We start from the raw sequence: 21,678 nt of genomic DNA, 5'->3' as shown, positions 1-21,678 counted from the left end.
CACCGGTTCACTTTGGCCTTCGCGGGCGGATTAGTCGAGCAATTGCCGCAAAACGTATTGCATGATGCCGCCGTGCCGGTAGTAGTCGGCTTCGCCGGGCGTGTCGATGCGCACCGTCGCATCGAATTCGATGTCGCCGGCCCGTACGTGAACGGTGTCGGGGATGGCGTCGCCCAGTGCGGTCACCCCAGTGATGTCGAAGGTCTCTTCACCGGTCAGGCCCAGCGAGTCCGCGTCGGCGCCGTCTGGGAACTGCAGGGGGAGGACCCCCATGCCGATCAAGTTGGACCGGTGGATGCGCTCGTAGGACACCGCCAGCACCGCCCGCACACCGAGCAGCATGGTGCCCTTGGCGGCCCAGTCGCGCGAGGAGCCGGACCCGTATTCCTTACCGGCCAGAATCACCAGTGGCGTGCCGGCGGCGAGGTAGTTCACCGACGCGTCGTAGATGGTGCTGACCGGTCCGTCCGGCTGGGTGAAGTCGCGGGTGAAGCCGCCCTCAGTTCCCGGGGCCAATTGGTTGCGCAGCCGCACGTTGGCGAAGGTGCCGCGAATCATCACCTCATGGTTGCCGCGCCGCGAGCCGTAGGAGTTGAAGTCCTTGCGCTCAATCCCGTGCTCCGACAGGTACTTTCCGGCGGGCGAGTCATACCGGATGGACCCGGCCGGGCTGATGTGGTCGGTGGTGACCGAGTCGCCGAGCTTGGCCAGCACCCGGGCGCCGGTGATGTCGGCGAGCGGCGCCGGGTCGCGGGTCATGCCCTCGAAGTACGGCGGCTGGCGCACGTAGGTGGAATCCGGTGCCCAGGAGAAGGTGTCGGTGTCGGGGACTTGCAGGGAACGCCAGCGGTCGTCGCCGGTGAAGACGTCGGCGTAGCTGGTGGTGAACATCTCGGCTTGCAGGTTGTCGTCGACCACGGCGGCGATCTCGTCGGTGGTGGGCCAGATATCGCGCAGGTAAACCGGTTCGCCGTCGCTTCCGGTGCCCAACGGATCCGTGAGCAGGTTGACGCGCAGTGTTCCGGCCAGTGCGTAGGCGACCACCAGCGGCGGGGAGGCCAGGAAATTCATTCGGACTTCGGGGTGGATGCGGCCCTCGAAGTTGCGGTTGCCCGACAGCACCGAGCACACGGTCAGGTCGTTGTCGATGACGGCCTTGCTCACCTCGGGAATCAGGGGGCCCGAGTTGCCGATGCAGGTGGTGCAGCCGTAGCCGACCAGGTTGAAGCCGAGCTTGTCCAGGTAGGGGGTCAGGCCCGCCCGCTCGTAGTAGTCGGTGACCACCCGCGACCCGGGCGCCAGGGTGGTCTTCACCCACGGCTTACGCGACAGCCCCTTGTCGACGGCGTTGCGCGCCAGCAGTGCCGCGCCGACCATCACCGAGGGGTTGGAGGTGTTGGTGCAGGAGGTGATTGCGGCGATCACCACGTCGCCGTTGTCGATCTCGGTGCGGGTGCCGTCGGCGAGTTCGATCGACTGGGCATCGGTCCGCCAGGGGAGCTTGTCTCCGCCGGCCCACTGCTGCCGTGGCTTGCCTTCCACTTGGGATTGGCCGAACGCGATCGGGTCGCTGGCCGGAAACGAATCCGCCGATGCTTTGTCCAGGTCGGACAGTGCCTGCGCGGTGGTTTCGGCGCCGTCGAGCAGCGCGGCGACGGTGTGCGGTGCCAACCGCAGCGGGATGCGGTCCTGTGGGCGTTTGGGGCCGGCGATCGAGGGCTCGACACTGCTCAGGTCCAGTTCGAGCGTTTGCGAATAGGCCGGCTCGCGATCCGGGTCGTGCCCCATGCCTTGTTCTTTGGCGTAGGCCTCCACCAGCTTGATCTGATGCTCGGAGCGGCCGGTCAGCCGCAGATAGTCGCAGGTGACACGGTCGATCGGGAAGATCGCGCAGGTGGCCCCGTACTCCGGGCTCATGTTGCCGATCGTGGCCCGGTTCGCCAGCGGGACGTTGGCCACGCCGGGGCCGAAGAACTCGACGAACTTGCCGACCACCCCGGTGGCGCGCAGCAGTTCGGCGACGGTCAGGACCAGGTCGGTGGCGGTGGTGCCGGGCTGCAGTTCCCCGGTCAGTTTCAGGCCGACCACCGGGGGGATCAGCATGCTCATCGGTTGCCCGAGCATGGCCGCTTCGGCCTCGATCCCGCCGACACCCCAGCCCAGGACACCGAGGCCGTTGACCATCGGGGTGTGCGAGTCAGTACCGACGAGGGTGTCCGGGTAGGCCAACGGCCCGGTCGCACTGTCGCGAGTAAAGACCACCCGAGCCAGGTATTCCAGGTTGACCTGGTGGCAGATACCGGTGTCGGGCGGAACCACGGAGAAGTCATCGAACGCCTGCTGGCCCCAGCGCAGCAGCTGATAGCGCTCGGCATTGCGCTCGAACTCCAGCTCGGCGTTGATCGCAAACGCATCGGTGCGGCCGAAGACGTCGGCGATCACCGAGTGGTCGATCACCAGCTCAGTGGGGCACAGCGGGTTGATGCGGGTGGTCTTGCCGCCAAGGTCGGCGATCGCGTCGCGCATCGCGACCAAGTCAACGACGCACGGCACCCCGGTGAAGTCCTGCATCAGCACCCGCGCCGGGGTGTAGGCGATTTCCCGGCCGTGCGCGGCGGCCGGGTCCCAGGAGGCCATCGCGCTGACCTGCTCGGCGGTGACCAGCCGGCCGTCTTCGTTGCGCAGCAGGTTCTCCAGCAGAACCTTGAGGCTGTAGGGCAACCGTGCCGAACCGTCGACGCGATCGAGCCGTCGGATCTGATACGTGGTGTCGTCGACGGTCAGTTGACCGCGGGTTCCGAAGCTGTCGAGGTTGCTGTCTGCGGCCATCGCGGGCCCTCCCACCGGTCGGTTCGGTTATTACCGACCCTAGGTCGGCATTACAGCCGGGACCAGGGGGAGAAGGCCCTCAATCAGCTGTGCTGCGCTGCCCGCTCCAGCACCGGACGCTTGTCCGGGCAGTAGGTGTTGACCGAGGCGCCAAGGAACTGCCAGGCCTGCGCCTGGTTGGTGCCCTTCTGCAGGTTGGGGGTGATGAAGCGGACCGACTTGGCCGCGTCGCCGTCGACCCCCTTGTCCAACCGTTCGCACACGATCTTGCCCAGCCAGGCGTTGTAGTCCCGCGGGCCGTAGATGCCGTAGGTGTGCAGTTCCCGAGCGAAATCGGTGTCGGGGTCGGCGTGAGCGGGTGCTGCCAGGGTCACGGCCAAGCCCATGACCGCTGCGGCGAGGGTCGTCGATTTCATGAGATGCAGTGTAGACCCATCTGCTTAGGTGGTCTTCCTTTGCGGGCGGGGCGGCCGGGAGCGATGCCCCATTACCTGCGCAAACTGCGGGAAATGTGGCGCGCGTCGCGAATGCGGATGTGACGCAACAGTCATAAGGAATTTATGAGGTTTATAAATTTGTGACTATTAGCCAAATTTCTCGTATTGTGTCTCTCCGTGGGCCGACACGAGTTAGCCAGCCAGCGCAAACGGTCATCGGTATTGATGGCTGCAGTCCTCGCACCAGCGGCATTGTTCTTTGCTGTGGGCGGCAGCGCCAATCCTGCGATGTCGAAAGAATCCATTGCGGTGGTTGCTGAAGACAATTCACCAGGCGGTTTGCAGCTGGTGGCCGCACCGGCAGCGTCGCCGGAGACGGGACCACCCGCGCGATTTGCCGTGGCGTCGCGAACGCGGACCGTACCGCGATTCCTGCCCGCGGGAGTCGCCCCGGAGCGGGGCCTGCAGGTCCGAACGATCCAGGCCGCGCGCAGCATCAGCGACGCCTTCCCCGAGATCATGCAGATCGGTGGCGTACGGGCTGATGCGCTGCGCTGGCACCCCAACGGACTCGCGCTCGATGTGATGGTCCCCAACCCGGGCAGCGCCGAGGGCATCGCGCTCGGGGATTCGATCGTGGCCTACGTGATGGAGAACGCCGGCCGGTTCGGCTTGCAGGACGCCATCTGGCGCGGCGTCTACTACACGCCCGGCGGCGGGGCCCAACGCGGCGGCTACGGCCACTACGACCACGTCCACGTCACCACCACCGGCGGCGGATACCCGAGCGGCAGCGAGGTTTACCTGCGCTGACGACCGGCCTGACGGTCAGCGTCACCGACGGCGTCGCGCTGCTCACGGCTGAATCGGCCACCAGCCCGCAACGCCTACACCGCGTCGATGGGACAGCTGCTGAGCCGGGCCTACCGCGATTGCGACGCTGACGACGCGGTTCGCGCGATTGTTCTGACCCCCCCGCTGGAGCAGTTGACTCACCGCGCCTGCGACTAGGTCCGAGTTCGCAAGCCTAACCGGCTATCGCTTCCTGATTGCGTGCGTCCCGGGCCAGACGGCGGTCGCGTTGCTCCTCGAACCTGATCACATGGCGCTCAAGACTTTCGAGGTACGTTGCAAGCTGTTCCCGGCGCTGTTCGCCGCGCGAAGTGAAATCATCGCGCTCGAAGATCCGCCACTTACGTAAGTTTGGCCGCACGACTTCGTCCAGATGCTGCCGCGGGTCGTAGATCCCGTGTTTGGCCATCAGCACCCCGTTACGACGAAAATTCGGCATGCCCTGGCCGGGCATCCGGAAATTCTCCACAACGTCGGAGACTGCTTCCAGCGCCTGGTCAGGCGCAAGATCCAATGCTGCACCGCATACGTTGCGGTAGAAGATCATGTGCAGGTTCTCGTCGGCAGCAACGCGCTGCAGCATTCGGTCGGCAACCGGGTCATTGCAGATCTTGCCGGTGTTGCGGTGACTGACGCGAGTGGCCAGTTCCTGGAACGTCACATAGGCGACCGACAGCAGGAAGTCGGTCTTGTGTCGCGCCTCCTCCTCAGCGGTGGCCCCGAACCCGTTGGTTACGTGCTGCATTCGTGCCTGTTCCAGCGCCACCGGGTCGACCCCGCGGGTCACCAGGAGATAGTCGCGGATCACGATGCCATGGCGGTTTTCCTCGGCGGTCCACCGGCCCACCCACGCCGCCCAGGCCCCATCGTCGGAAAAGTACTTCGCCGCCTGACGGTGATAGGACGGCAAATTGTCCTCGGTAAGCAGGTTGGTGATCATCGCCGCCTTCGCGACGTCGCTGAGTTGCGACTGCTCCGGTGACCAGTCGAGACCGCCCATCCGCGCAAAATCACGGCCACGATCCCAGGGCACATAGTCATGGGGATTCCACGCGGTTGCCGCCAACTCGTGCCGATTCACATTGGTTGCCGCAACGGGCTCCAACTCGCGAAGTAACTCCAGATCGGTCAACTGCCTCGACATCGCATCCCCCCTCTACGGCTCTCGGGATGGCCCCCCAGCCCGACGAACCATACACTGCCCGGACACTGCCGGCCGCTGCCGACAGACCAGTTGGGAGAACTCACAGGCAGAACATCAATGGGACACACAGTACCATCAACACGTCACGTGAAATTACCCACGGGGGAGGCGCCGCAATGTCATGTGGCGACGTCGGCCACTAGGAGTCGGTATCCAAGGTCGATTTGTGTCGATCGGAGGAGATCGGCGTGTCGCCGTTGCCAGGAGCCAGTTGCGACATCGGCGCGCAAGCGAGACAAGCCTTCCTGCATTTCGCTTTTCGGCGTCAAGGTAAACAACGACATTCCTGTCTGCACCGCAGCTTCGAGGTATAACTGCGGGCGGCACCAGTACGCGCCTCCGAACCCGTCCCGACAGTCGCGCGGGACGAGTACGGGCACGACTGAGACTCGTTCTTCACCAAGGAGTTCGATCAAAATGTCGATCGGGACAGCCAGCCGGGCGTCGGTCTCCGCGGCAGCCGGAAGGTATTCGCGCAACAGCCAGAATTGACGAAAGATGGCAGGATCCCACGTGAATACGACTACGCGTCGACGCGCGATACGAATCATTTCTGCCAGGCCGGCCGCGAGGTCGGTCCAGTGATGAACCGTCAGCAGAGCCATGGCAGCATCGACGGCGGCCGTCCGGATAGGTAGGTTTTCGGCAGCTGCCTGAACCGCCGGAGCACTACGCGAGGGCCGTTGTTTGATCATCACCCGACTGGGTTCGACGGCGACTACGGTATGCGCGTTCTCATAGGAACCGGTGCCGGCACCGATGTTGGCTACCAATGCCATGCCCTTGAGGGCTCGGTTGATGACCGCAGCGACGCGCGGATCGGGCCGGCGGGTTACGGAATAGGTAGCGCCAGTTTGGTCGTAACTGCTCATGGGGAAGCCAACTCGGCCAGTCGGACTGCGTTAGGCCATTCACTCGGAGCCAAGCCTACGCCAGGCTCAGTACGAACTCAGACGCCTTCTCGAGAGCTCGTGCCGGTCAGGTGGGCTCGACCGACTGTCGCTGCCACCCGTGCTGCCCATGCGGCGACGTAGGGTGGCGGCCGCGACACGTATCACCATCTGGGGGACAATCGCCGAGCGTCAAGCTCCTGGGTCACCACAGTCGCTGCAGGAACAACACATTCCCCGATGTCAGACGCCACATCCGATCCGCCGACCGGGTGTCGAGCGGGCCACCAAGAACACTTTCGAGCAGTGTTTCGGATTGTTGGCGTGATAGCGGCTGAAGATCCAGCTGGCGGAGGTCGGCGTCCTTCCATAGCGCGGTGACCGCGTCCGATGCCCGCTCACCACTGCGCAGCGTCGCGATCACGGTGGCTGCTCGGCGAAAGATGAGCTGGTAAAGCGCGAACGCCGATAGATCATCAAGCAGATGTGCGTCATCCACTGCGATCAGTACTGGTTCGCCCTGCGCTGATGCCGTTATCGCGGCAATGACGTCGCTGACGAGTCTGACTGGATTCGCGTCAAGCTCGCTGGTCCACTGCCCAAACGGCCTCAGCGGAAGTGCTTGGGCCGCTGCCGTCCCCACCACCCAACGGACGGCCCAGCCGCGGCTCGAGGCCTCGGCTACCGCTTCGCGCGCCAATCGGGTCTTACCGACACCTGGACGTCCCGCGATCACGACTCCGGCGGCCGCGTCGTCACTCCCGCCGAGCACCGTTCGAAGAACGTCGAGTTCCTCTGCCCGGCCTGTCAACGGCCATCGCTCCACGGTTGATCATGCTAAGTCGCATCTTTTGGCGGGTGTGCCATTTAACCTGCAATTTAACGCTCGTCGCCGTTCGACGTGCTCCTGGCTGAGGTTGCTGAGACTGGCGCACCCGGTGACGATCACACGCCGAGACTGGCTGGTAGCTCTGTTGCCAGGGGAGCCGATCATGCACGTTGGTGCGGGACAAGTTGTTAGGGCCCAGCACGACGCCGGACCACCTCATTGGTTATACCGGGTTATACTTTCGTTATGAAGACCGCCATATCCGTTTCCGACGAGACGTTCGATCGCGTTTCCCGAACCGCGTCTGAACTGGGCATGAGCCGATCTGAATTCTTCGCCCGGGCTGCGCAGCGCTACTTGGACGAGTTGGATGCCCAATCGCTGACCGGTCAGATCAACAGCGCCATGGAGCACCTTGATCGCACCGACCAGGCAGAGGGCGCCGCGGTTGCCGCCGGACGCCGTGTGTTGGACGCGGTGGACGACGAGTGGTGATCAGCCGAGCCGGGCTCTACTGGGCCGACCTGGGCGCACCGTCCGGCAGTCGACCTGCGAAACGCCGGCCGGTACTGATTATCCAGTCCGATCCATACAACGCCAGTCGTCTTGCGACAGTGCTCGTCGCGGTGATCACCTCCAGCACTGCAATGGCGGCGATGCCCGGCAATGTGTTCCTTCCCGCCGTGGCGACTGGACTTCCACGCGATTCCGTCGTCAATATCACTGCACTCGTCACGCTTGACAAAACGGACCTCTGGGATCGGATTGGCGAGGTGTCGTCGAACATCATGCATGAGGTCGACCGGGGACTCCGGCGCGTGTTGGGCGTTTGATCGCTGTTGCCAAAATCGAACTCGCACCAAGGAATCGAGACCAGACAGCCAGAAACTCCGCGTCGCACAACGATTTCCGGCCGGCCGGGTCCACCTGACAGTTTTCATCTGATCTGACGCACGGGTGTGGTGTTGGCGTGCCGTGTGACAGTTTGAGCGAAAAATACGAAGTCCCCTTGGAAGGTGGATGCCGGTTAGAGGCGGTTAGAGGCGTGTGGCAGCACGGACAAGGTGGGCGACGGCCTTGGATTTGCTGTGCGGTGGCCAGGCGATGACGGTCGTGACGGCTGGTGCGTCTGGTACAGGGACCGCGGCGTGATCGTCGCGGAGTTGGGTCTGCAGCGATTCGGGGACAACGGCACAGGCCAGTCCCAGGGCGATCAGTTGGAGCAGTTGCGTATGGTCGCGGATCTGCGGGCCGGGGCCGTCTGGGTAGCTGCCGTCAGGCTGCGGCCACCGCGGCAGCGGCAGACTGGCCAGGGCCTCGACTTCGGCCATGGAGAGGTGGGATCGGCTGGCGAGGAGGTGCGATCGCGGCAGGACCACGACCTGTGGTTCGGTGCGCAGATCCTCGGTGTCGAATCCGCTGGTCTCGTCGTAGGGCCGGTGCAGCAGGGCGACGTCGGCACGCCCGGTGCGCAGCAGATTCTCCGGCTGTCCTGGTCCACTAAGGATCACTTCGACGGTGACTGCGCCCGGTTCGACAGCGTAGGCGTCGAGGAGCTTCGACAGCAGTTGGCTCGATGCGCCGGCTTTGGCAGCGAGGACCAACGTGGGTCCGTTGGCGGCGACGCGCAGCGTGCGGTGTTCGGCGGCTTCGACCGCTTCCAGAACGAGGCGGGCCTCTCGCAGCAACACCGTCCCGGCCTCGGTTAACGTCACGGCCCGAGCGGTACGGTGCAGCAGGACGACACCGAGCCGCCGTTCGAATTGCTGGATCGCCCGCGATAGCGGTGGCTGTGCCATCGCGAGCCGCTTCGCCGCCCGCCCGAAGTGCAACTCTTCTGCGACGGCGACGAAGTATCGCAACTCCCGTGTCTCCACCAGCACATGATATCTGCCGCTTGACCTGGACCAATACCTGTTCAGTATCGCTGCCAACCCGATCGGTCTTGGACGGCTGGCACGGACCAGCCTCAGGATCAAGGGAAAAGTATTCGAGAAGAGTGAGGACGTCGATCATCCATGTCGAATGACCAAGTGTGCTGGCTCATGAAGGTCATCCAACCCGAGCGGACCCTCGCCTCCCTGCCGGGAGGCTCCAGCCTCGGCCCGAGCGTTCACGCCGACCTCCTCGGCATCCCGGACGATGTCTACTCGACCGAACTTGATCGCATGCAGCAGGAGGCCTCGGAGGCGGCCAACGACCTGCTCGCGGACCAATCGGTGGCGTCGATGATCGATCGCCTTCCCCTCCGGGAAGGGGCCAAGGTGGTGGTGTTCGGGGACAGCCTGACCTCCGACCCCCAGTCGTGGGCGGTGATCCTGGGGGAGATGCTGGCCAGGCGGCGCGGCGGCGACCAGATTTCATTGACCATTGACGCCGTCGCCGGCGAGGCGACCACTCAGGGCCTCGCGCGGATCGCCGACACCATCGACTCCCAACCGGACTGGGTCATCTTCTTGTTCGGCACCAACGATGCTCGCACCCAGGGACCACACCCGACGAAGACGCTCGTCCACCATGAGGAGACCCAACGCAACATCGCAGAGCTGCGTCAGCGTGTCTCGAAGGAGACGGCGGCGACCTCCATCTGGATCACCCCGCCCGCCGTCGATGAGACGATGGTCGCCGCCCACTGGGGCTTGGCAAGGTTCGGAGTCCGGTTCCGCAATCGGGATCTGGAGCGAGTCGCGACGATCATCCGCGGGAGCGACGGACCGATCATTGACGCGTTCTCCGCACTGGGAACTCCACCCGCTCCTGACCTGCTCATGAGTGATGGGCTCCATTTCACCGTGACGGGTCAGAAGAGCATCGCGCTGCAGGTGATCCGCGGCTGGAGCAACCTCGCGTGAAATACCTTGTCTTCGGCGCGACCGGAAACGTCGGCTCCCGGGTCACTCAGCGTCTCATCGAGGCCGGGGCGCGGCCGTCGGTGTTCGTGCGCGATGCGAAGAAGGCCAGAGCCCTGTTCGGCAACCAGGCCGATGTCCATGCTGGGGATCTGGAAAGGCCGGACTCTTCGCTCGTGACCGCGCTGGAGGGCGTGGACGGAGCATTTCTTCTGACCGATGGCCCCGATCTCGACAAGCAAGATCAGGCGATCTCGGCCGCTGCGCTACGCGCCGGTGTGCGGCACATCGTCAAATTGTCGACGTTGGACGTGCTCACCGGGATCGGCACCGGCCCGTGGCATGCACGCGGCGAGGACGCTGTGCGTGGAAGCGGGGTTGCGTTCACGTTCATCCGAGCGGCCGGATTCATGTCCAACGCACTGGGCTGGTCGCACTCCATCCGCAACAAGGGCACGCTGCGGTCTTCCGCCGGCGAGGGCAAGATCGCATTCATTCATCCAGACGACATCGCCGCCGTCGCCACGACCGCTCTCACCACCGGCAACTACGACGGCCACGCGCTGGTGATCACCGGCCCCGAGGCGCTGTCATACGGAGCGATGGCGGCAAGGATCGGCACAGTCATCGGCAAGCCCGTCGGCTTTGATCACATATCCGACGAACAGGCGCATGCAGATGCCGTCGACTGGGCCGGGGAAGGACCATATGTCGATGCCCTCGTGGACATCTGGCGGGCCGTGCGCCAAGGCCGGCTCGAGACGGTGACCGACGGGGTCCGACAAACAATCGGGCGAGAACCAATCACGTTCGCTCAGTGGGCTACTGAGAACGCCGCGTCATTCCAGTAGTACCGCGGGGGCTGCCGCCCGCCAATCCGTCACTGTGACGTAATGTAGCCGGGCGGGACGGAAGGGAAGTCGGGGGTGACAGACGTTCCGAGGCCCACTGCGAGGACTAACCGTTGTCCGTTCTCACGGCAGTTGGGGCATTCTCATCGAATCTGTGGTAAGTGCGTGTCTTTCTCATTGAATCTGGGGCACCGGGCTTAGTGTCTACGTGTGCTGACGGCGGCGGTGTCGGCTGGGCAGATCGTGGCGAGTGTTGTGGACTTGGAGTTCAACACCCGCGAAGGCTTCGTGCGTGAACGACTCGACCGGTGTGCCGCATCGCAGTTCGAGCTGGATTGCTCGCCGGTACGCAACTTCCCGTCGTTTCGTGGTCAGCGCAACTTTCCCGGGCTGTGGTGGTTCGCCACTACGGGGATTCATGTTGGTCATGAATCGTGGGTTGAACGTGACCAATTGATGGCACTCGACGCTGATCCGGACGTGATTGGTGTTCTGTCTCAACCGTTTTGGATTCATTGGCCGGACGGCACTCGGCATGCTCCTGACTACTTCGTGCGTCGACGTGACGGATCTGTTGTCGTGGTCGACGTTCGGGAGGAGGATCGGATCTCTGACGCCGATCGTGAGGTGTTTGATCGATCAGCGGCGACGTGTGGAACCGTGGGCTGGAATTATCGCCGTGTCGGCGCCCTTGACCCGGTGTTGAGGGCGAACTTGCGTTGGCTGTCGGGTTATCGGCATCCACGGGTATTGCGAGTGCGTCTGGCTGACCGCCTGGCCGAGGTCTTCGCCCGGTCGGGTCCGTTGATGGCGGGCGTGCTGGCAGTAGGGACTCCCCTGGTGGTGCTGCCCGTCCTTTACCATCTGCTCTGGCATGGCCGTTTGGTTGCCGACTTGCGTGGTGCGACGCTGGCTGATGACACGCTGATAGTCCTCGGGACAGGCTGGTGATCTGACGTGAGAACGGGTGTCGTCCGCGTGGGAGACGAGATCCGTTTGGCTGCTGACGTTTTCACTGTCGTCACGTTGTCGTCTGGCTCGGCTCGGCTGGTCGATGCAGTCGGCCAACGGATGGTGATGCCGCTATCGCAACTGTTGACTGATCCGACCCTGGAGTTGGTGTCGGGCTCGCGGCCGCCGTTGTGTTCGGAGGAAATGCTCGCCGGTATCCCGGAGGCGGCTGTCGAGCGGGCTCGCTGGTGGGAGCGCCACATCGTGGAAGTTCTGACTGGTCGCCAGCCCGGGGCGGCCCCTGGCACGCGGCCGCGCCCGCAGTTCAACACAGCGAAGCGTTCACTGCGCCAACGGGAGCTGGCCAAGCTCGAAGAGTTACGTGCCACCGGGCACAAGGTGAGTCGGAATGCGTTGCAACGGCGTAGGTTTGCCTACGAACGCGACGGACTTCTGGGAGTGGTGGACGGGCGGCACAATCGACGCCAGCCGGTGTTCGGCCGGGTCGACGAGCGCGTCGTTGCGGCGGTGCGGGACGCCATCGACAGCGAGACCGACTTGTCGACGGGAACGGTGCAGCGTTTGCAGCGACAGGTCGCTAAGGCGCTGGTGGTCACCTATGGCGCCGATGATGCGCCCGCGATGCCGTCGCGGCCGACGTTTTATCGGCTGGTCAAGCGGCTCGCCGAGGGGCGGCACACCTTCGGGTCGGCACGCACGCGCCGGTCGCTGTCCAAGCAGCCCGACGGCCCGTTCGGTTCGATCACCGTGGTGCGCCCAGGTGAGATGGTGGAGATTGATTCCACCCCGTTGGATATTCGGGTGGTCCTCGATGACGGCCTGGTCGATCGGGTCGAGTTGACCGGGCTGGTCGACAATGCGACGCGCTCGATCCCGGCGGCGGTGTTGCGGCCAACGACCAAGGCGGTCGATGCATCTTTGCTCCTGGCGCGGGCGCTGACGCCCGAGCCGATGCGTCCGGGCTGGGCTGACGCGCTGCGGATGTCACGGTCGGTGCTGCCGCACCACAGCATGACTGATGTTGATCAACGTTTGGCCGGTGCTGCGGCGCGGCCTGTGATCGCCCCGGAGACGATCGTCTGCGATCATGGCAAAGCGTATCTGTCCCAGACGTTTCGCCAGGCGTGCTGCACGCTGGGCATCAATCTGCAGCCGGCTCACCCGGACTGCCCGACCGATAAGCCGAAGATCGAACGGACATTGCAGTCGGTGGGCACCTTGTTTGCGCAGTACGTCGCCGGGTATGTGGGGTCGTCGGTGGAGCGTCGCGGCAAGAACGCGGAGCAGGACGCGGTGTGGTCGATGGTCGAGCTGCAGGCGCTGTTGGACGAATGGATCATCGCGGTGTGGCAGAACCGTCCCCATGACGGGCTGCGGGACCCGGTGACGCCGGGTAAGGCGTTGACCCCCAATGAGAAGTACGCCGCGCTGGTCGAGGTGGCCGGCTATGTGCCGGTGCCCCTGGACGCCGACGATTACATCGAGTTGCTTCCGGTGCAGTGGCGCACGGTCAATAGCTACGGGATCCGGATCAACCACCGCACTTATGACGCCAAGGCGCTCAACCCCTACCGGCGCCAGCATTCCGGTGTCGATGCCCACAACGGGAAGTGGGAGGTGCACTACGACCCCTACGATGTATCACGGATCTGGGTGCGTAATCACCATGAGGACGGCTGGCTGGCGGCGACGTGGGCGCACCTGCGCAGCGCCCCGGTGCCGTTCGGTGAAACGCTGTGGCGCCATGCCTGCACGGTGGCCGACCGTAGAGGCACCCAGAAAGCTCAGGAAGCCGAGATCGCAGCAATAGCTGAGGACTTGCTGGATCGGGCCGCGGCCGGGCCTGCAGATCAATCGAAAGCCGACCGGCGAGTGACTGGGCGGACCAGCGCCGCAAGCGCCGGCCGCAACTGGCTGATCCCACCGCAGTCACCGGGCTGCGCCGCACCGTTGCCAGCGCAACATGCCGCACGCCCCGAGCCTGCCGACGATGACGATGAGATAGCTGAGGTCATACCCCTGCCGGTGTTCGATGCGCGTAAGGAGGCCCAGACGTGGCGGCTGTGACCGAGGTTGCCCTGGTCGGTCAGCTCGAAGATCGCCGCCAGCCGACCACGACGCTGGAAGGCTGGCGGCGTTTTGTTGATGCGGACCCACCGGAATTCGCTTTGCTCGACGAAGACGCATGGGCCAGCCTCGGCGATGATGAGCGCACGGCCTACAACGAGGCCCGTGTGGCGCATCATTCTGAGCTGGTGGTGGTCACTACCTCGGCGATCGAGGCGATCACCCACCAGGGCCGGTTGCTGACGCTGCTCAACCAGCGTGAGATCGGGGCGCGGCGCGGCTTGATCATTTCCGGCGGCGCGGCGACCGGAAAGACCACGGCCATCAAGCAACTGGGCCGGTTTCACGAACTACGCACCCACACACGGTTTCCCGGCGACGAGAGTCGCATTCCGGTGGTGTATGTGACGGCCCCGCCGAAAGGGTCACCGCGGAAGCTCGCGATGGAATTCGCCCGGTTCCTCGGGCTTCCCTTGCCCAACCAGCGGATGAACGTGACCGACATTTCCGACGCGGTCTGCCAGGTGCTCATCGACGCTCGCACCGACATCGTGGTGGTCGACGAGATCCACAACCTGAATCTGGATACCCGCGCCGGCGAAGAACTATCCGATCATCTGAAGTACTTCACCGAACACCTGCCGGCGACGTTCGTCTACGCCGGAATCGACGTGGAACGCTCCGGGTTGTTCACTGGCACCCGGGGCCGGCAGCTGGCCGGGCGCTGTGGGGTGATCCACACCAACGCGTTTCCCGACGCTACGGAGTGGCGGCAGCTCATCGCCGCGATGGAAGGAACCCTGCGACTGCACCGTCACGAGCCGGGAACCCTCATCGGTCAGGCCCGTTACCTGCACCGACGCACCGGAGGGATGATTGGCAGTCTGGCTCATCTGATCCGGGCATCAGCGATTCAGGCCATGCTCGACGGCACCGAACACATCACCCGCGACGGGATGGACGAGGTGTTGATCGACTACGCCGCGCACACCGCCGCGGCCCGCACCGCCAGCTGACATGCCAGCTACCTCAGCCTGGCCACGTGCACCACACCAGCGACTGCCGCGCACGATTGCGCCCTTCGCGTGGGAAGCCGCGTCGTCCTACACCGCCAGGTTGGCCCGCGCCAACCACATCGGCCTGCACACGCTTCGGGGCCATGTTGCTGAATCATGCGGTGAGCGGCCGCGTTCCGACTGGTTGGCCACCGTCAGCGGCCAGGCTGAGCAGGTGATCCAAGCCCGTATACGCGGCCTCGCTGGAGACCCTGCCGCACTCAAACAGAATCTGCACCGACCGCTATGCCAACGATGCATGGCACGCAAAGGAATACGTGACGTCGTCTACTGCTACCTGCCGGCACACGTCACCGTCTGCCACCGACATCAACGCTGGATCGGGCCACCCGCGCACGCTGTTGACGATCACGTCGACCTGCAGGACCGGCCGTCGGTACTTCGCGCGGCCCGCACGCATCACCGTCTAGCACATCGCCACGCCGCCGCCGACCTGCACGCCGCGTTCGGAGCCGCACGACACATGCTGGCCTACTGGGCGCATGCCGAGCACCGCACGGCAGCCGCGATTCTTCAGGATGGGATACGCGCACACGTGTCGACCTACCCCGAGGTGGTCGCGATCGCTGCCACATTGCTAACCGTTGGTGCCCAGCTTGAACCCCGCAGCCCAATGCGATCGGAAACCGTGGCTTTATTGATCAATCGGATCAACGAACGCACCGCCACCCAACACACCGACAGCACCCCTGTCGAACAGTGGGTGCACCCGTTTACGGCGGTTTCGCTATCGGTCAACGCTGATACTATGCCAAACGTTCGTGGTGCGCTGTCGTTGACGGGATGTTCGCCGCTTGCCTCCGGGAGGTCTGGTTATGTCACGTGATGCTGGGTACACCGGTAATCGATTCGGGTACTACCGCGCCGGGGAGCGCCGCCAGTATCGCCCACGGGTGGTTGGTGCCGCTACGGCGGTGGGGGCGTTTTTGGCGTTCGGCGTGTCCCCGTTGGCTGGTGCACCGGTGGCACGCGCGGACTTCGATGACCTGCTTGTTGACCTGTTCAATCCCGCTGACTGGGGCACGGCCTTCGATCCGAGCAACTGGGACGGGCTGAGCTTCGACCCGACCGGCAACGACGACACGATAGCCGGCGCGCTTGCGGCCAGCAGCACCGCTGATCCGGCGGCAGCACTGGCCGCCGAGGACTCCTCGGGCGGGCTGGGTGATTCGGTGACGGCGGTGCCGACCGCCGAGGCGCTCCAACACGACGTGTACCTGCCGTTGCACCAATCGCTTGAGGGGTGGATGGCCAGTCCCACCGGCCTGAGTGTTGACGACTCGTTGAACAAGTTCAGCGAGTCGCTGGGGCTGGGCATGATGATCGGCAACGGCACTGACGGCACCGCGGCTGATCCCACTGGCGGGGCTGGTGGATGGTTGTTCGGCGACGGCGGCAGCGGGTGGGCCTCAACGCAGGCCGGTGTCGCTGGCGGTGACGGTGGCGCGGCCGGATTGTTCGGCAATGGTGGTGCTGGCGGGGTCGGCGGGGCTGGTGCCGACGGCGGCGCCGGCGGCGATGCCGATACCTTCGGTGACGGTGGCGCTGGCGGTGTCGGTGGTGCTGGTGTCGCCGGAACGCACGGTGGAACTGGTGGAGACGGCGGCGCCGGTGGTCACGGTGGCAGATTGTTCGGCATCGGCGGCGCCGGCGGCAATGGGGGCACAGGTGTCGATGCCACTGGCGGTGCTGCCGCGGGCGGGGCGGCGGTGGCGGCGGTGCTGGTGACGGCGGCACCGGAGGAGCCGGCGGTAACGGGGGCACCGGTGGCACCGGTTTCGGAAACACCACACTGCCCACCACGTCTGTAACCGGCAGCGGCAATGGCAACCTGCCCACCCCGCCTCCTCCCGGCACCTTGCAGAGCGGTGCCGGTGGTGACGGCGGCACCGGCGGGGCCGCTGACGGCGGCACCGGCGGGGTCGGTGGAAACGGCGGGAACGGCGGCATCGGCGGCTCGGGCGGCAACGGTGGTGACGGCGGTCAGGTCGGCCCGAACGGCGACGGTGCCGGTGGTACCGGGGGCAACGGCGGCACCGGCTTCGACACACAAGGAATCGGCGGCACGGGTGGCGACGGTGCCGCTGACGGCACGCCCGGAACCCCCGGAACCCCAGGAACACAGCTGACACTCCCCATACCAGCCGCCCCGACTAACCCTGCCAGCCCGTAAACACCCGCCGCTAACGGGCCCTCCGCCGCCACGGCTCCGGAGCCCGCGCTAACCGCGCTGTGCGCCCTCTGGTGGCAATGGGCAATGGCATCGGCGGGGTCAGCGGCAAAGGCGCATAACAGCCGGCTTCAAAACAAACCGCGCAGCTCCACGATTGTCGCTCAGCTCACCGTCGAGTCAACTCAAGCCCGGAACATAAGACGGACCCCAGACAACCGAGACGGAGATGCACTTGCCCCGGTTTCAATGAGAAATACCCCGCCCAGAATTCTCGTTGTATCCGGGGCACCGCAGGTCAACGGTCATATTGTGCCCCAGATTCAATGAGAATGGACAACCGAACCGGTGCCGGATGGCGCCGGCCAGCGTATTCACCGCTCAGCCGGCGCCACGACCGCGCCACGAACGCGACGGGTGCGATGAACGGCCGTCGGATGCTGCTGGCGGCGATTCGGGCGCAGAGCGAAGATTGCGGCAGTGCACCGGAACACCCAGACCCACCAGGCCCGATTTTTTACCGATAACGTACATTATGTCAATTCAAGTACGACGTTTTATGCTGCCGCCCAACAGCTTTCAGCAGATTTTCGTAAGACGATCGACGGTGCGCCAACTCCGAGATGGCGCACTGATCAGTGATCCGGGTGCGTGACCACACGCAGGTCCAGCTGGGGTATCCCAGAAAAATCACCAGGGTTGCACGTGTACAAGGGCACATCGTGCGCGACAGCACTAGCGGCGATGAGCGCATCGTAGGCTCGCGCTGCCGACTTGCGACCCGATGTGCGCAGCGCAGCAGCGACGCCCCCAAACGCCCGGGCGCTCTCGGCGTCGAACGGAAGGATTTCGAAATCCGCCTCTGCTTGCTGCAGGTGTTGTTGACGCGCGCTACGTTCGGCGTCGGTCTGGGCGACATGCGGCCCCACGGACAGCTCAGCGAGGGTTATCGCACTGATCACGGACTCATTTGGCAGCTCGCTCGGATCCGTCAGCCGGCCAAGCATCATCACCGTTGACGTATCGAGCATCCCTCTTGACTGATCGACCGATCCCGTCACAGCGATGAATCCATCACGCTGTCCACATCCGATCGCAGCACGTCTACGTCCACATGCGGCAGGTTCCGGCGACGACGAATCAGCTCAGCCGGACCGGCGCTACGACGCGGCAGCGGGTTCAGTTCGGCCACCGCTGCGCCATCGCGCGTCACCACGATCCGCTCACCCCGCTCCACCCTGCGCAGCACTTCCCCACCGTGGTTGCGCAGGTCGCGAACAGTCACCACCTCGGCCATGAGTTCATCGTATCACCGGTGAGACATTTCGCGGCGGATCAGCAGCGAACCCCCTCCGAGGCGTCGTCGCCGGGCATGCATCCATCGGCCAGATACCGCATAGACCGCAGCAACCACCGGTTCGCGTGCCGCCCCGGGGCAGCGCTGGCCTTGTCGAACACGTCGGGAATACGGCGGAATCGAATACGGCGGGCTACCGGTAAACCTCGCCGTTTTCTGCTGCGCCTCAACGGCTTTAGGCTGCACTCCTCTGCCGCCGTCGCCGCCCAGGCACTGCCGCTGCCCGTCGGTCGGATCACACTGCGACCGGAACGCCACGTTTTCTAGCCACGTCGGCAAGGGCGCGGTCGAAGGTTGCAAGGCTTGCCCGGTGGTGAATTGCGACATCGAGAACGCAGCAGTCAGGCAACTTCAGCCCGGTAGTCGCTCGAAGTTCGGCAAGGCGGAGCGGCTCGTCATCATCGTGCGACGCGACCGTGATGCCGGCCGCCTGCAGATCGTTTCGCATCGAGGTTCCGCGACCGATACGGACGCCGCCGACCAGGACTTCAGCGAGCGTGAGCGTGTGTACAAGCATGTCCCCGGGGGTACCGGCCAGCAGAATTTCGGTAGCCGCATGATGGTGTGCGTCGGCCGGATTCAAATGGGCAATGAGGACGCTCGCGTCCACCGCGATCACGCGGGCCAATCCGCTCGCAGGTCTGCCAAATAATCAGGTCCGAACGCCTCGGCGTAGCGGCCAGCGCTAGCCAGCACAGCTTCCCGGTGAGCCAGATCTTCCGAATGTGTTTCGCGCTCAAGGATGGCGCCCCCGACCTCCACTAGGCGAACCAGCAGCTTAGAGCGAGACTCTCCCGGCCAGCGCTGAGCGGCCCGGTCCAACGCTCGGGCGACCTGAGGGGTCTCTGTCACTTGAAAACGGTGACGGATTGTTGGCATGGCAAAAGTGTACCACTTGCAATACGGTGGTACACCTACGCGTCGTCATACTATCCGCGATGCAGCGCACCCGAGAGCGCTCCGCAACCCCGACGCCGGGCTGACCTCCGACCATCCTGTCCCGGAGTCAGCCAGCCCTTTCCGTGCGCGGGCCGTATGAGTAATAGCTGCGTTCGGCGCAGATCATGACTCTGGCCTTCCGGCGCCCGGGCGGTGATCCTTCCGCTCCGAGCAACGGCGAGATGTTTCCGTTCCACCCGTAGGCTCACCGCATGCACGAAGTGACTCTGGCCAGCACCGGTGAAGCGGCGATGCTGACAGTCGGACTGTCGGTCTATCCAGCGTTGATCCTCGTCATCATCGCTGTGGCGATCGACAGCGCGCGCCGACACCGACGCCGCCGCGCGATCTACGCCGCGGTCATGGTTGGCGTGCTGACCCTGGGTGGGCTAGTTGCGGCAGTTTTCAGCAGCATTGCGTGAACTCCGACGGCTAGCGCGACGGCCTGACCACTCGATGCGGCCTCGCTGCTCGATGGACAGCCACCTGGGTGGACACTATGGCGTGGCCCTTTCTGCAACAGTATTCAAAGTCGAACTCGGCGTCTCAGATGTCGATCACGGTTATTACGCCGATCACACGCTGACCGTGGCCCGTCATCCCAGTGAGACCGATGAGCGGATGGTGGTGCGGTTGTTGGCATTTGGTCTACGCGCATACCGACTCAGCGACGTTGACGGTGAGTTGGCGTTCGGGGCGGGCCTGTCCACCCCTGGCGCACCGGACTTGCGGCTCGCCGACTACACCGGCCGCATCCTGGAGTGGATCAACGTCGGCCAGCCCGACGAACGCGCCCTGGGCAAGGCGGCCAGCCAGGCTGACCAGGTGCTGCTGTTCCCGTTCGCCGCCGGCGTGGCCACCTGGTGGCGCACCGTCGGCCCCAAAGTGGCTGGGCTGCCGAACCTGTCGGTGGTGCAGATACCGCACGCACCGGTGCAGCAACTGGCCCAGACTGTCGATCGACGGGTCTCGGCGCAGGTGATGGTGATGGAAGGGCAGGTGACGATGACCGTGGGCAGTGTCGACGTCACCTTCACGCCCGAGCCATTGGCGTGAACGTCTGAGCTAGTCGATGGCGTTAGCGCCATGGACGCTGACGGCAGATCGATACATGATCTGGTCCGGCCGCCGGTGGCGATCTAGCCAGCAGTCAGCGCCTCTCCCCTGCCACATCGTCCGATGATGCGATACCCATAGCTGAGCATCACAAATCGAGGACAAAGCGTAGAGCCTGGTCAATGGCCGGCATTTGATCTGGGCCGATCATTCCCTGGCGAGACGACAGCCGTTCGACCGAGACGACTCGCAGTTGGTCGCAGCGCGCGTATGAGGTGTGGTCCAGCCCGCTGGCCTCAGGATCCAGTTCGATATGGCTTCGCAGGCCGTAACCAGCGGTCGTGATCGGGACGACGACTACCAGACCACCCGGTCCGTTGTTGAGAATATCGACCGACACCACCACCGCCGGGCGGCGGAAGGCCGGCTCGCGTCCTACCGGTTGGCCGAGGTCGACGTAGTAGACCTCCCCTCGCCAAATCACGCCAACGCGTCCCATTCGCGACGCTCGGCCAGGTAGCGCTCCCACAGTTCTGGGGCGTTACGCAAGCGCTGATAATCCCCGTTGAGCCCACGCAGGAATTCCTGCCGTTCCAAGGCGTCGATCGCTGCGTGCACGACGTCGATGACGGCGGATTGACGAGCCTTGGCCAGAGATTGCAGCCGCTCAGAATCGGGGCGGCGGACTCGAACCGTTGTGGTTTCTGCTGCCATAGAGCCAGTGTAGACGAATTGTAGACATTGGCATGGCGGATCGTTCCAGGCGCTCAGCGGGACGACAGTATTGACAGAATAAACTGCGCAGTTTAGCCTGTCGATATGGCAACGGTGGATGTGGAACAACCGTCGATCATCGCGAGCCGGTCGGCGTATCAGTTGCGGCTTCTGGTCAGTCGGTTACGACGCCGGCTGAAGGAGACCTACGAGAGTCACGACCTGACGCCGTCACAGATCTCGGTGATCAGCCGGCTCTCGCATGAGGGCCCGGCGACGACGAGTGATCTCGCGGTCGCCGAGCAGGTGCGACGGCAGTCCATGGCGGTGGTGGTGTCCGTTCTCGAAGAACGCGGACTGGTGCGTCGTGAGCCTGATCCGCACGACGGGCGACGGCAGCTGATCGTGCTGACCGCTGCGACCGTCGAGGAGTTGGAAGGCAGTCGTCAGCTGCGCGATTCCTGGCTGGCCGATGCCTTGCAGCGCAACTTCTCCCAACGCGAGCTTGGTGTCATCGACGAAGCGCTGACCCTGCTAGCTCGGATGCCCGAAATCACTGGAAGCGCCTCTCTTGTAAAGGAATAGA

25 protein-coding genes are annotated in these 21,678 nt (G+C 64.6%); 14 read left to right on the top strand and 11 right to left on the bottom strand.

Annotated features, from left to right (window positions below; translation table 11 throughout):
• Window positions 1–30 precede the first annotated feature (30 nt).
• A complete protein-coding gene (acnA, locus tag BN4346_RS29415) occupies window positions 31–2,829 on the bottom strand; it encodes an aconitate hydratase AcnA (RefSeq protein WP_067969621.1) in 2,799 nt (932 codons plus the stop codon).
• A gap of 83 nt (window positions 2,830–2,912) precedes the next feature.
• Window positions 2,913–3,245 (bottom strand): DUF732 domain-containing protein, encoded by a 333-nt coding sequence (locus BN4346_RS29410; RefSeq protein ID WP_067969618.1) that lies wholly within the window; start codon window positions 3,243–3,245, stop codon window positions 2,913–2,915.
• A gap of 198 nt (window positions 3,246–3,443) precedes the next feature.
• Between BN4346_RS29410 and BN4346_RS29405 the strand changes: the two genes are divergently transcribed.
• On the top strand, window positions 3,444–4,079 hold the full coding sequence (locus BN4346_RS29405; protein WP_096867476.1) for a glycoside hydrolase: 636 nt from the start codon (window positions 3,444–3,446) through the stop codon (window positions 4,077–4,079).
• Window positions 4,080–4,293: 214 nt separating this feature from the next.
• Here BN4346_RS29405 and BN4346_RS29395 read toward each other — a convergent pair whose 3' ends face one another.
• The 3 genes from BN4346_RS29395 to BN4346_RS29385 all read right to left on the bottom strand — a co-directional run bounded on the left by BN4346_RS29395 (window position 4,294) and on the right by BN4346_RS29385 (window position 7,038).
• A complete protein-coding gene (locus BN4346_RS29395) occupies window positions 4,294–5,262 on the bottom strand; it encodes an acyl-ACP desaturase (RefSeq protein WP_067969612.1) in 969 nt (322 codons plus the stop codon).
• Between the two features lie 179 nt (window positions 5,263–5,441).
• On the bottom strand, window positions 5,442–6,194 hold the full coding sequence (locus BN4346_RS29390) for a class I SAM-dependent methyltransferase (RefSeq protein WP_067969610.1): 753 nt from the start codon (window positions 6,192–6,194) through the stop codon (window positions 5,442–5,444).
• Between the two features lie 223 nt (window positions 6,195–6,417).
• Entirely contained in the window at window positions 6,418–7,038 is a 621-nt protein-coding gene (locus BN4346_RS29385; protein ID WP_078058480.1) for an ATP-binding protein, read from the bottom strand.
• 249 nt (window positions 7,039–7,287) lie between these two features.
• Here BN4346_RS29385 and BN4346_RS29380 point away from each other — a divergent pair, with 249 nt between their 5' ends.
• Together BN4346_RS29380 and BN4346_RS29375 are read left to right on the top strand one after the other, a co-directional pair.
• Window positions 7,288–7,536 (top strand): ribbon-helix-helix protein, CopG family, encoded by a 249-nt coding sequence (locus BN4346_RS29380; RefSeq protein ID WP_067969606.1) that lies wholly within the window; start codon window positions 7,288–7,290, stop codon window positions 7,534–7,536.
• A complete protein-coding gene (locus BN4346_RS29375; RefSeq protein WP_067969604.1) occupies window positions 7,530–7,874 on the top strand; it encodes a type II toxin-antitoxin system PemK/MazF family toxin in 345 nt (114 codons plus the stop codon). The genes BN4346_RS29380 and BN4346_RS29375 overlap by 7 nt, the downstream gene beginning before the upstream one ends.
• Before the next feature lie 204 nt (window positions 7,875–8,078).
• Here BN4346_RS29375 and BN4346_RS29370 read toward each other — a convergent pair whose 3' ends face one another.
• Window positions 8,079–8,918, bottom strand: coding sequence for a LysR family transcriptional regulator (locus BN4346_RS29370; RefSeq protein WP_067969987.1), 840 nt, complete (start codon window positions 8,916–8,918; stop codon window positions 8,079–8,081).
• A 168-nt stretch (window positions 8,919–9,086) separates the two neighbouring features.
• Between BN4346_RS29370 and BN4346_RS29365 the strand changes: the two genes are divergently transcribed.
• The 8 genes from BN4346_RS29365 (at window position 9,087) to BN4346_RS47560 (ending at window position 17,029) form a co-directional block, all read left to right on the top strand.
• Window positions 9,087–9,893: an SGNH/GDSL hydrolase family protein gene (locus tag BN4346_RS29365; protein ID WP_208863216.1), complete on the top strand. Its 807-nt coding sequence runs from the start codon at window positions 9,087–9,089 to the stop codon at window positions 9,891–9,893.
• Window positions 9,890–10,741 (top strand): NmrA family NAD(P)-binding protein, encoded by an 852-nt coding sequence (locus BN4346_RS29360; RefSeq protein WP_067969597.1) that lies wholly within the window; start codon window positions 9,890–9,892, stop codon window positions 10,739–10,741. Before BN4346_RS29365 ends, BN4346_RS29360 begins: the two co-directional genes overlap by 4 nt.
• A gap of 210 nt (window positions 10,742–10,951) precedes the next feature.
• Window positions 10,952–11,692 carry a TnsA-like heteromeric transposase endonuclease subunit gene (locus tag BN4346_RS29355; protein ID WP_067969595.1) on the top strand — a complete coding sequence of 247 codons (741 nt, stop codon included), beginning with the start codon at window positions 10,952–10,954 and terminating at the stop codon, window positions 11,690–11,692.
• Window positions 11,693–11,818: 126 nt separating this feature from the next.
• On the top strand, window positions 11,819–13,780 hold the full coding sequence (locus tag BN4346_RS29350; protein WP_067969983.1) for a Mu transposase C-terminal domain-containing protein: 1,962 nt from the start codon (window positions 11,819–11,821) through the stop codon (window positions 13,778–13,780).
• The gene (locus tag BN4346_RS29345; protein WP_067969589.1) at window positions 13,768–14,796 is read left to right on the top strand and encodes a TniB family NTP-binding protein; all 1,029 of its coding nucleotides are present in this window, start codon (window positions 13,768–13,770) and stop codon (window positions 14,794–14,796) included. The genes BN4346_RS29350 and BN4346_RS29345 overlap by 13 nt, the downstream gene beginning before the upstream one ends.
• A gap of 100 nt (window positions 14,797–14,896) precedes the next feature.
• On the top strand, window positions 14,897–15,682 hold the full coding sequence (locus tag BN4346_RS29340) for a hypothetical protein (protein ID WP_154677552.1): 786 nt from the start codon (window positions 14,897–14,899) through the stop codon (window positions 15,680–15,682).
• On the top strand, window positions 15,672–16,667 hold the full coding sequence (locus BN4346_RS49455; protein ID WP_154677551.1) for a PGRS repeat-containing protein: 996 nt from the start codon (window positions 15,672–15,674) through the stop codon (window positions 16,665–16,667). Before BN4346_RS29340 ends, BN4346_RS49455 begins: the two co-directional genes overlap by 11 nt.
• A 47-nt stretch (window positions 16,668–16,714) precedes the next feature.
• Window positions 16,715–17,029 carry a hypothetical protein gene (locus BN4346_RS47560; RefSeq protein ID WP_067969581.1) on the top strand — a complete coding sequence of 105 codons (315 nt, stop codon included), beginning with the start codon at window positions 16,715–16,717 and terminating at the stop codon, window positions 17,027–17,029.
• A 632-nt stretch (window positions 17,030–17,661) separates the two neighbouring features.
• On the opposite strand, the gene BN4346_RS29325 is transcribed toward BN4346_RS47560, so the two are convergent.
• From BN4346_RS29325 to BN4346_RS29315, 3 genes are all read right to left on the bottom strand, one after another.
• Window positions 17,662–18,087: a type II toxin-antitoxin system VapC family toxin gene (locus BN4346_RS29325; protein WP_235653559.1), complete on the bottom strand. Its 426-nt coding sequence runs from the start codon at window positions 18,085–18,087 to the stop codon at window positions 17,662–17,664.
• Complete coding sequence (locus tag BN4346_RS29320; protein WP_067969578.1) at window positions 18,084–18,323, bottom strand: type II toxin-antitoxin system Phd/YefM family antitoxin; 240 nt, start codon at window positions 18,321–18,323, stop codon at window positions 18,084–18,086. Before BN4346_RS29320 ends, BN4346_RS29325 begins: the two co-directional genes overlap by 4 nt.
• A gap of 295 nt (window positions 18,324–18,618) precedes the next feature.
• Window positions 18,619–19,002 carry a type II toxin-antitoxin system VapC family toxin gene (locus BN4346_RS29315; RefSeq protein WP_235653558.1) on the bottom strand — a complete coding sequence of 128 codons (384 nt, stop codon included), beginning with the start codon at window positions 19,000–19,002 and terminating at the stop codon, window positions 18,619–18,621.
• A 532-nt stretch (window positions 19,003–19,534) separates the two neighbouring features.
• Between BN4346_RS29315 and BN4346_RS29310 the strand changes: the two genes are divergently transcribed.
• Together BN4346_RS29310 and BN4346_RS29305 are read left to right on the top strand one after the other, a co-directional pair.
• Window positions 19,535–19,744: a hypothetical protein gene (locus tag BN4346_RS29310; RefSeq protein WP_067969574.1), complete on the top strand. Its 210-nt coding sequence runs from the start codon at window positions 19,535–19,537 to the stop codon at window positions 19,742–19,744.
• Window positions 19,745–19,826: 82 nt separating this feature from the next.
• Window positions 19,827–20,378 (top strand): YaeQ family protein, encoded by a 552-nt coding sequence (locus BN4346_RS29305; protein WP_067969980.1) that lies wholly within the window; start codon window positions 19,827–19,829, stop codon window positions 20,376–20,378.
• Between the two features lie 148 nt (window positions 20,379–20,526).
• Here the strand turns inward: BN4346_RS29305 and BN4346_RS29300 are convergent, their stop codons facing one another.
• Complete coding sequence (locus BN4346_RS29300; RefSeq protein ID WP_235653557.1) at window positions 20,527–20,877, bottom strand: type II toxin-antitoxin system PemK/MazF family toxin; 351 nt, start codon at window positions 20,875–20,877, stop codon at window positions 20,527–20,529.
• Entirely contained in the window at window positions 20,859–21,092 is a 234-nt protein-coding gene (locus BN4346_RS29295; protein WP_067969565.1) for a hypothetical protein, read from the bottom strand. The genes BN4346_RS29300 and BN4346_RS29295 overlap by 19 nt, the downstream gene beginning before the upstream one ends.
• A gap of 105 nt (window positions 21,093–21,197) precedes the next feature.
• On the opposite strand from BN4346_RS29295, the gene BN4346_RS29290 reads away from it, so the two are divergent.
• Complete coding sequence (locus tag BN4346_RS29290; protein WP_067969562.1) at window positions 21,198–21,677, top strand: MarR family winged helix-turn-helix transcriptional regulator; 480 nt, start codon at window positions 21,198–21,200, stop codon at window positions 21,675–21,677.
• Window position 21,678: the final 1 nt, after the last annotated feature.

Source organism: Mycolicibacter icosiumassiliensis (assembly GCF_900078685.2).
Taxonomy (GTDB): domain Bacteria; phylum Actinomycetota; class Actinomycetes; order Mycobacteriales; family Mycobacteriaceae; genus Mycobacterium; species Mycobacterium icosiumassiliensis.
This window is presented reverse-complemented; position numbering and strand designations above follow the sequence as displayed.

What these genes read in the sequence shown, in the direction of transcription:
- BN4346_RS49455 (WP_154677551.1), top strand. Translation starts at nt 15,672, where the DNA reads ATGTCACGTGATGCTGGGTACACCGGTAATCGATTCGGGTACTACCGC.
- BN4346_RS29410 (WP_067969618.1), bottom strand. Translation starts at nt 3,245, where the DNA reads ATGAAATCGACGACCCTCGCCGCAGCGGTCATGGGCTTGGCCGTGACC.
- BN4346_RS29395 (WP_067969612.1), bottom strand. Translation starts at nt 5,262, where the DNA reads ATGTCGAGGCAGTTGACCGATCTGGAGTTACTTCGCGAGTTGGAGCCC.
- BN4346_RS29300 (WP_235653557.1), bottom strand. Translation starts at nt 20,877, where the DNA reads ATGGGACGCGTTGGCGTGATTTGGCGAGGGGAGGTCTACTACGTCGAC.
- acnA (WP_067969621.1), bottom strand. Translation starts at nt 2,829, where the DNA reads ATGGCCGCAGACAGCAACCTCGACAGCTTCGGAACCCGCGGTCAACTG.
- BN4346_RS29390 (WP_067969610.1), bottom strand. Translation starts at nt 6,194, where the DNA reads ATGAGCAGTTACGACCAAACTGGCGCTACCTATTCCGTAACCCGCCGG.
- BN4346_RS29320 (WP_067969578.1), bottom strand. Translation starts at nt 18,323, where the DNA reads ATGGCCGAGGTGGTGACTGTTCGCGACCTGCGCAACCACGGTGGGGAA.
- BN4346_RS29365 (WP_208863216.1), top strand. Translation starts at nt 9,087, where the DNA reads ATGAAGGTCATCCAACCCGAGCGGACCCTCGCCTCCCTGCCGGGAGGC.
- BN4346_RS29295 (WP_067969565.1), bottom strand. Translation starts at nt 21,092, where the DNA reads ATGGCAGCAGAAACCACAACGGTTCGAGTCCGCCGCCCCGATTCTGAG.
- BN4346_RS29380 (WP_067969606.1), top strand. Translation starts at nt 7,288, where the DNA reads ATGAAGACCGCCATATCCGTTTCCGACGAGACGTTCGATCGCGTTTCC.
- BN4346_RS29350 (WP_067969983.1), top strand. Translation starts at nt 11,819, where the DNA reads ATGCCGCTATCGCAACTGTTGACTGATCCGACCCTGGAGTTGGTGTCG.
- BN4346_RS29290 (WP_067969562.1), top strand. Translation starts at nt 21,198, where the DNA reads ATGGCAACGGTGGATGTGGAACAACCGTCGATCATCGCGAGCCGGTCG.
- BN4346_RS29310 (WP_067969574.1), top strand. Translation starts at nt 19,535, where the DNA reads ATGCACGAAGTGACTCTGGCCAGCACCGGTGAAGCGGCGATGCTGACA.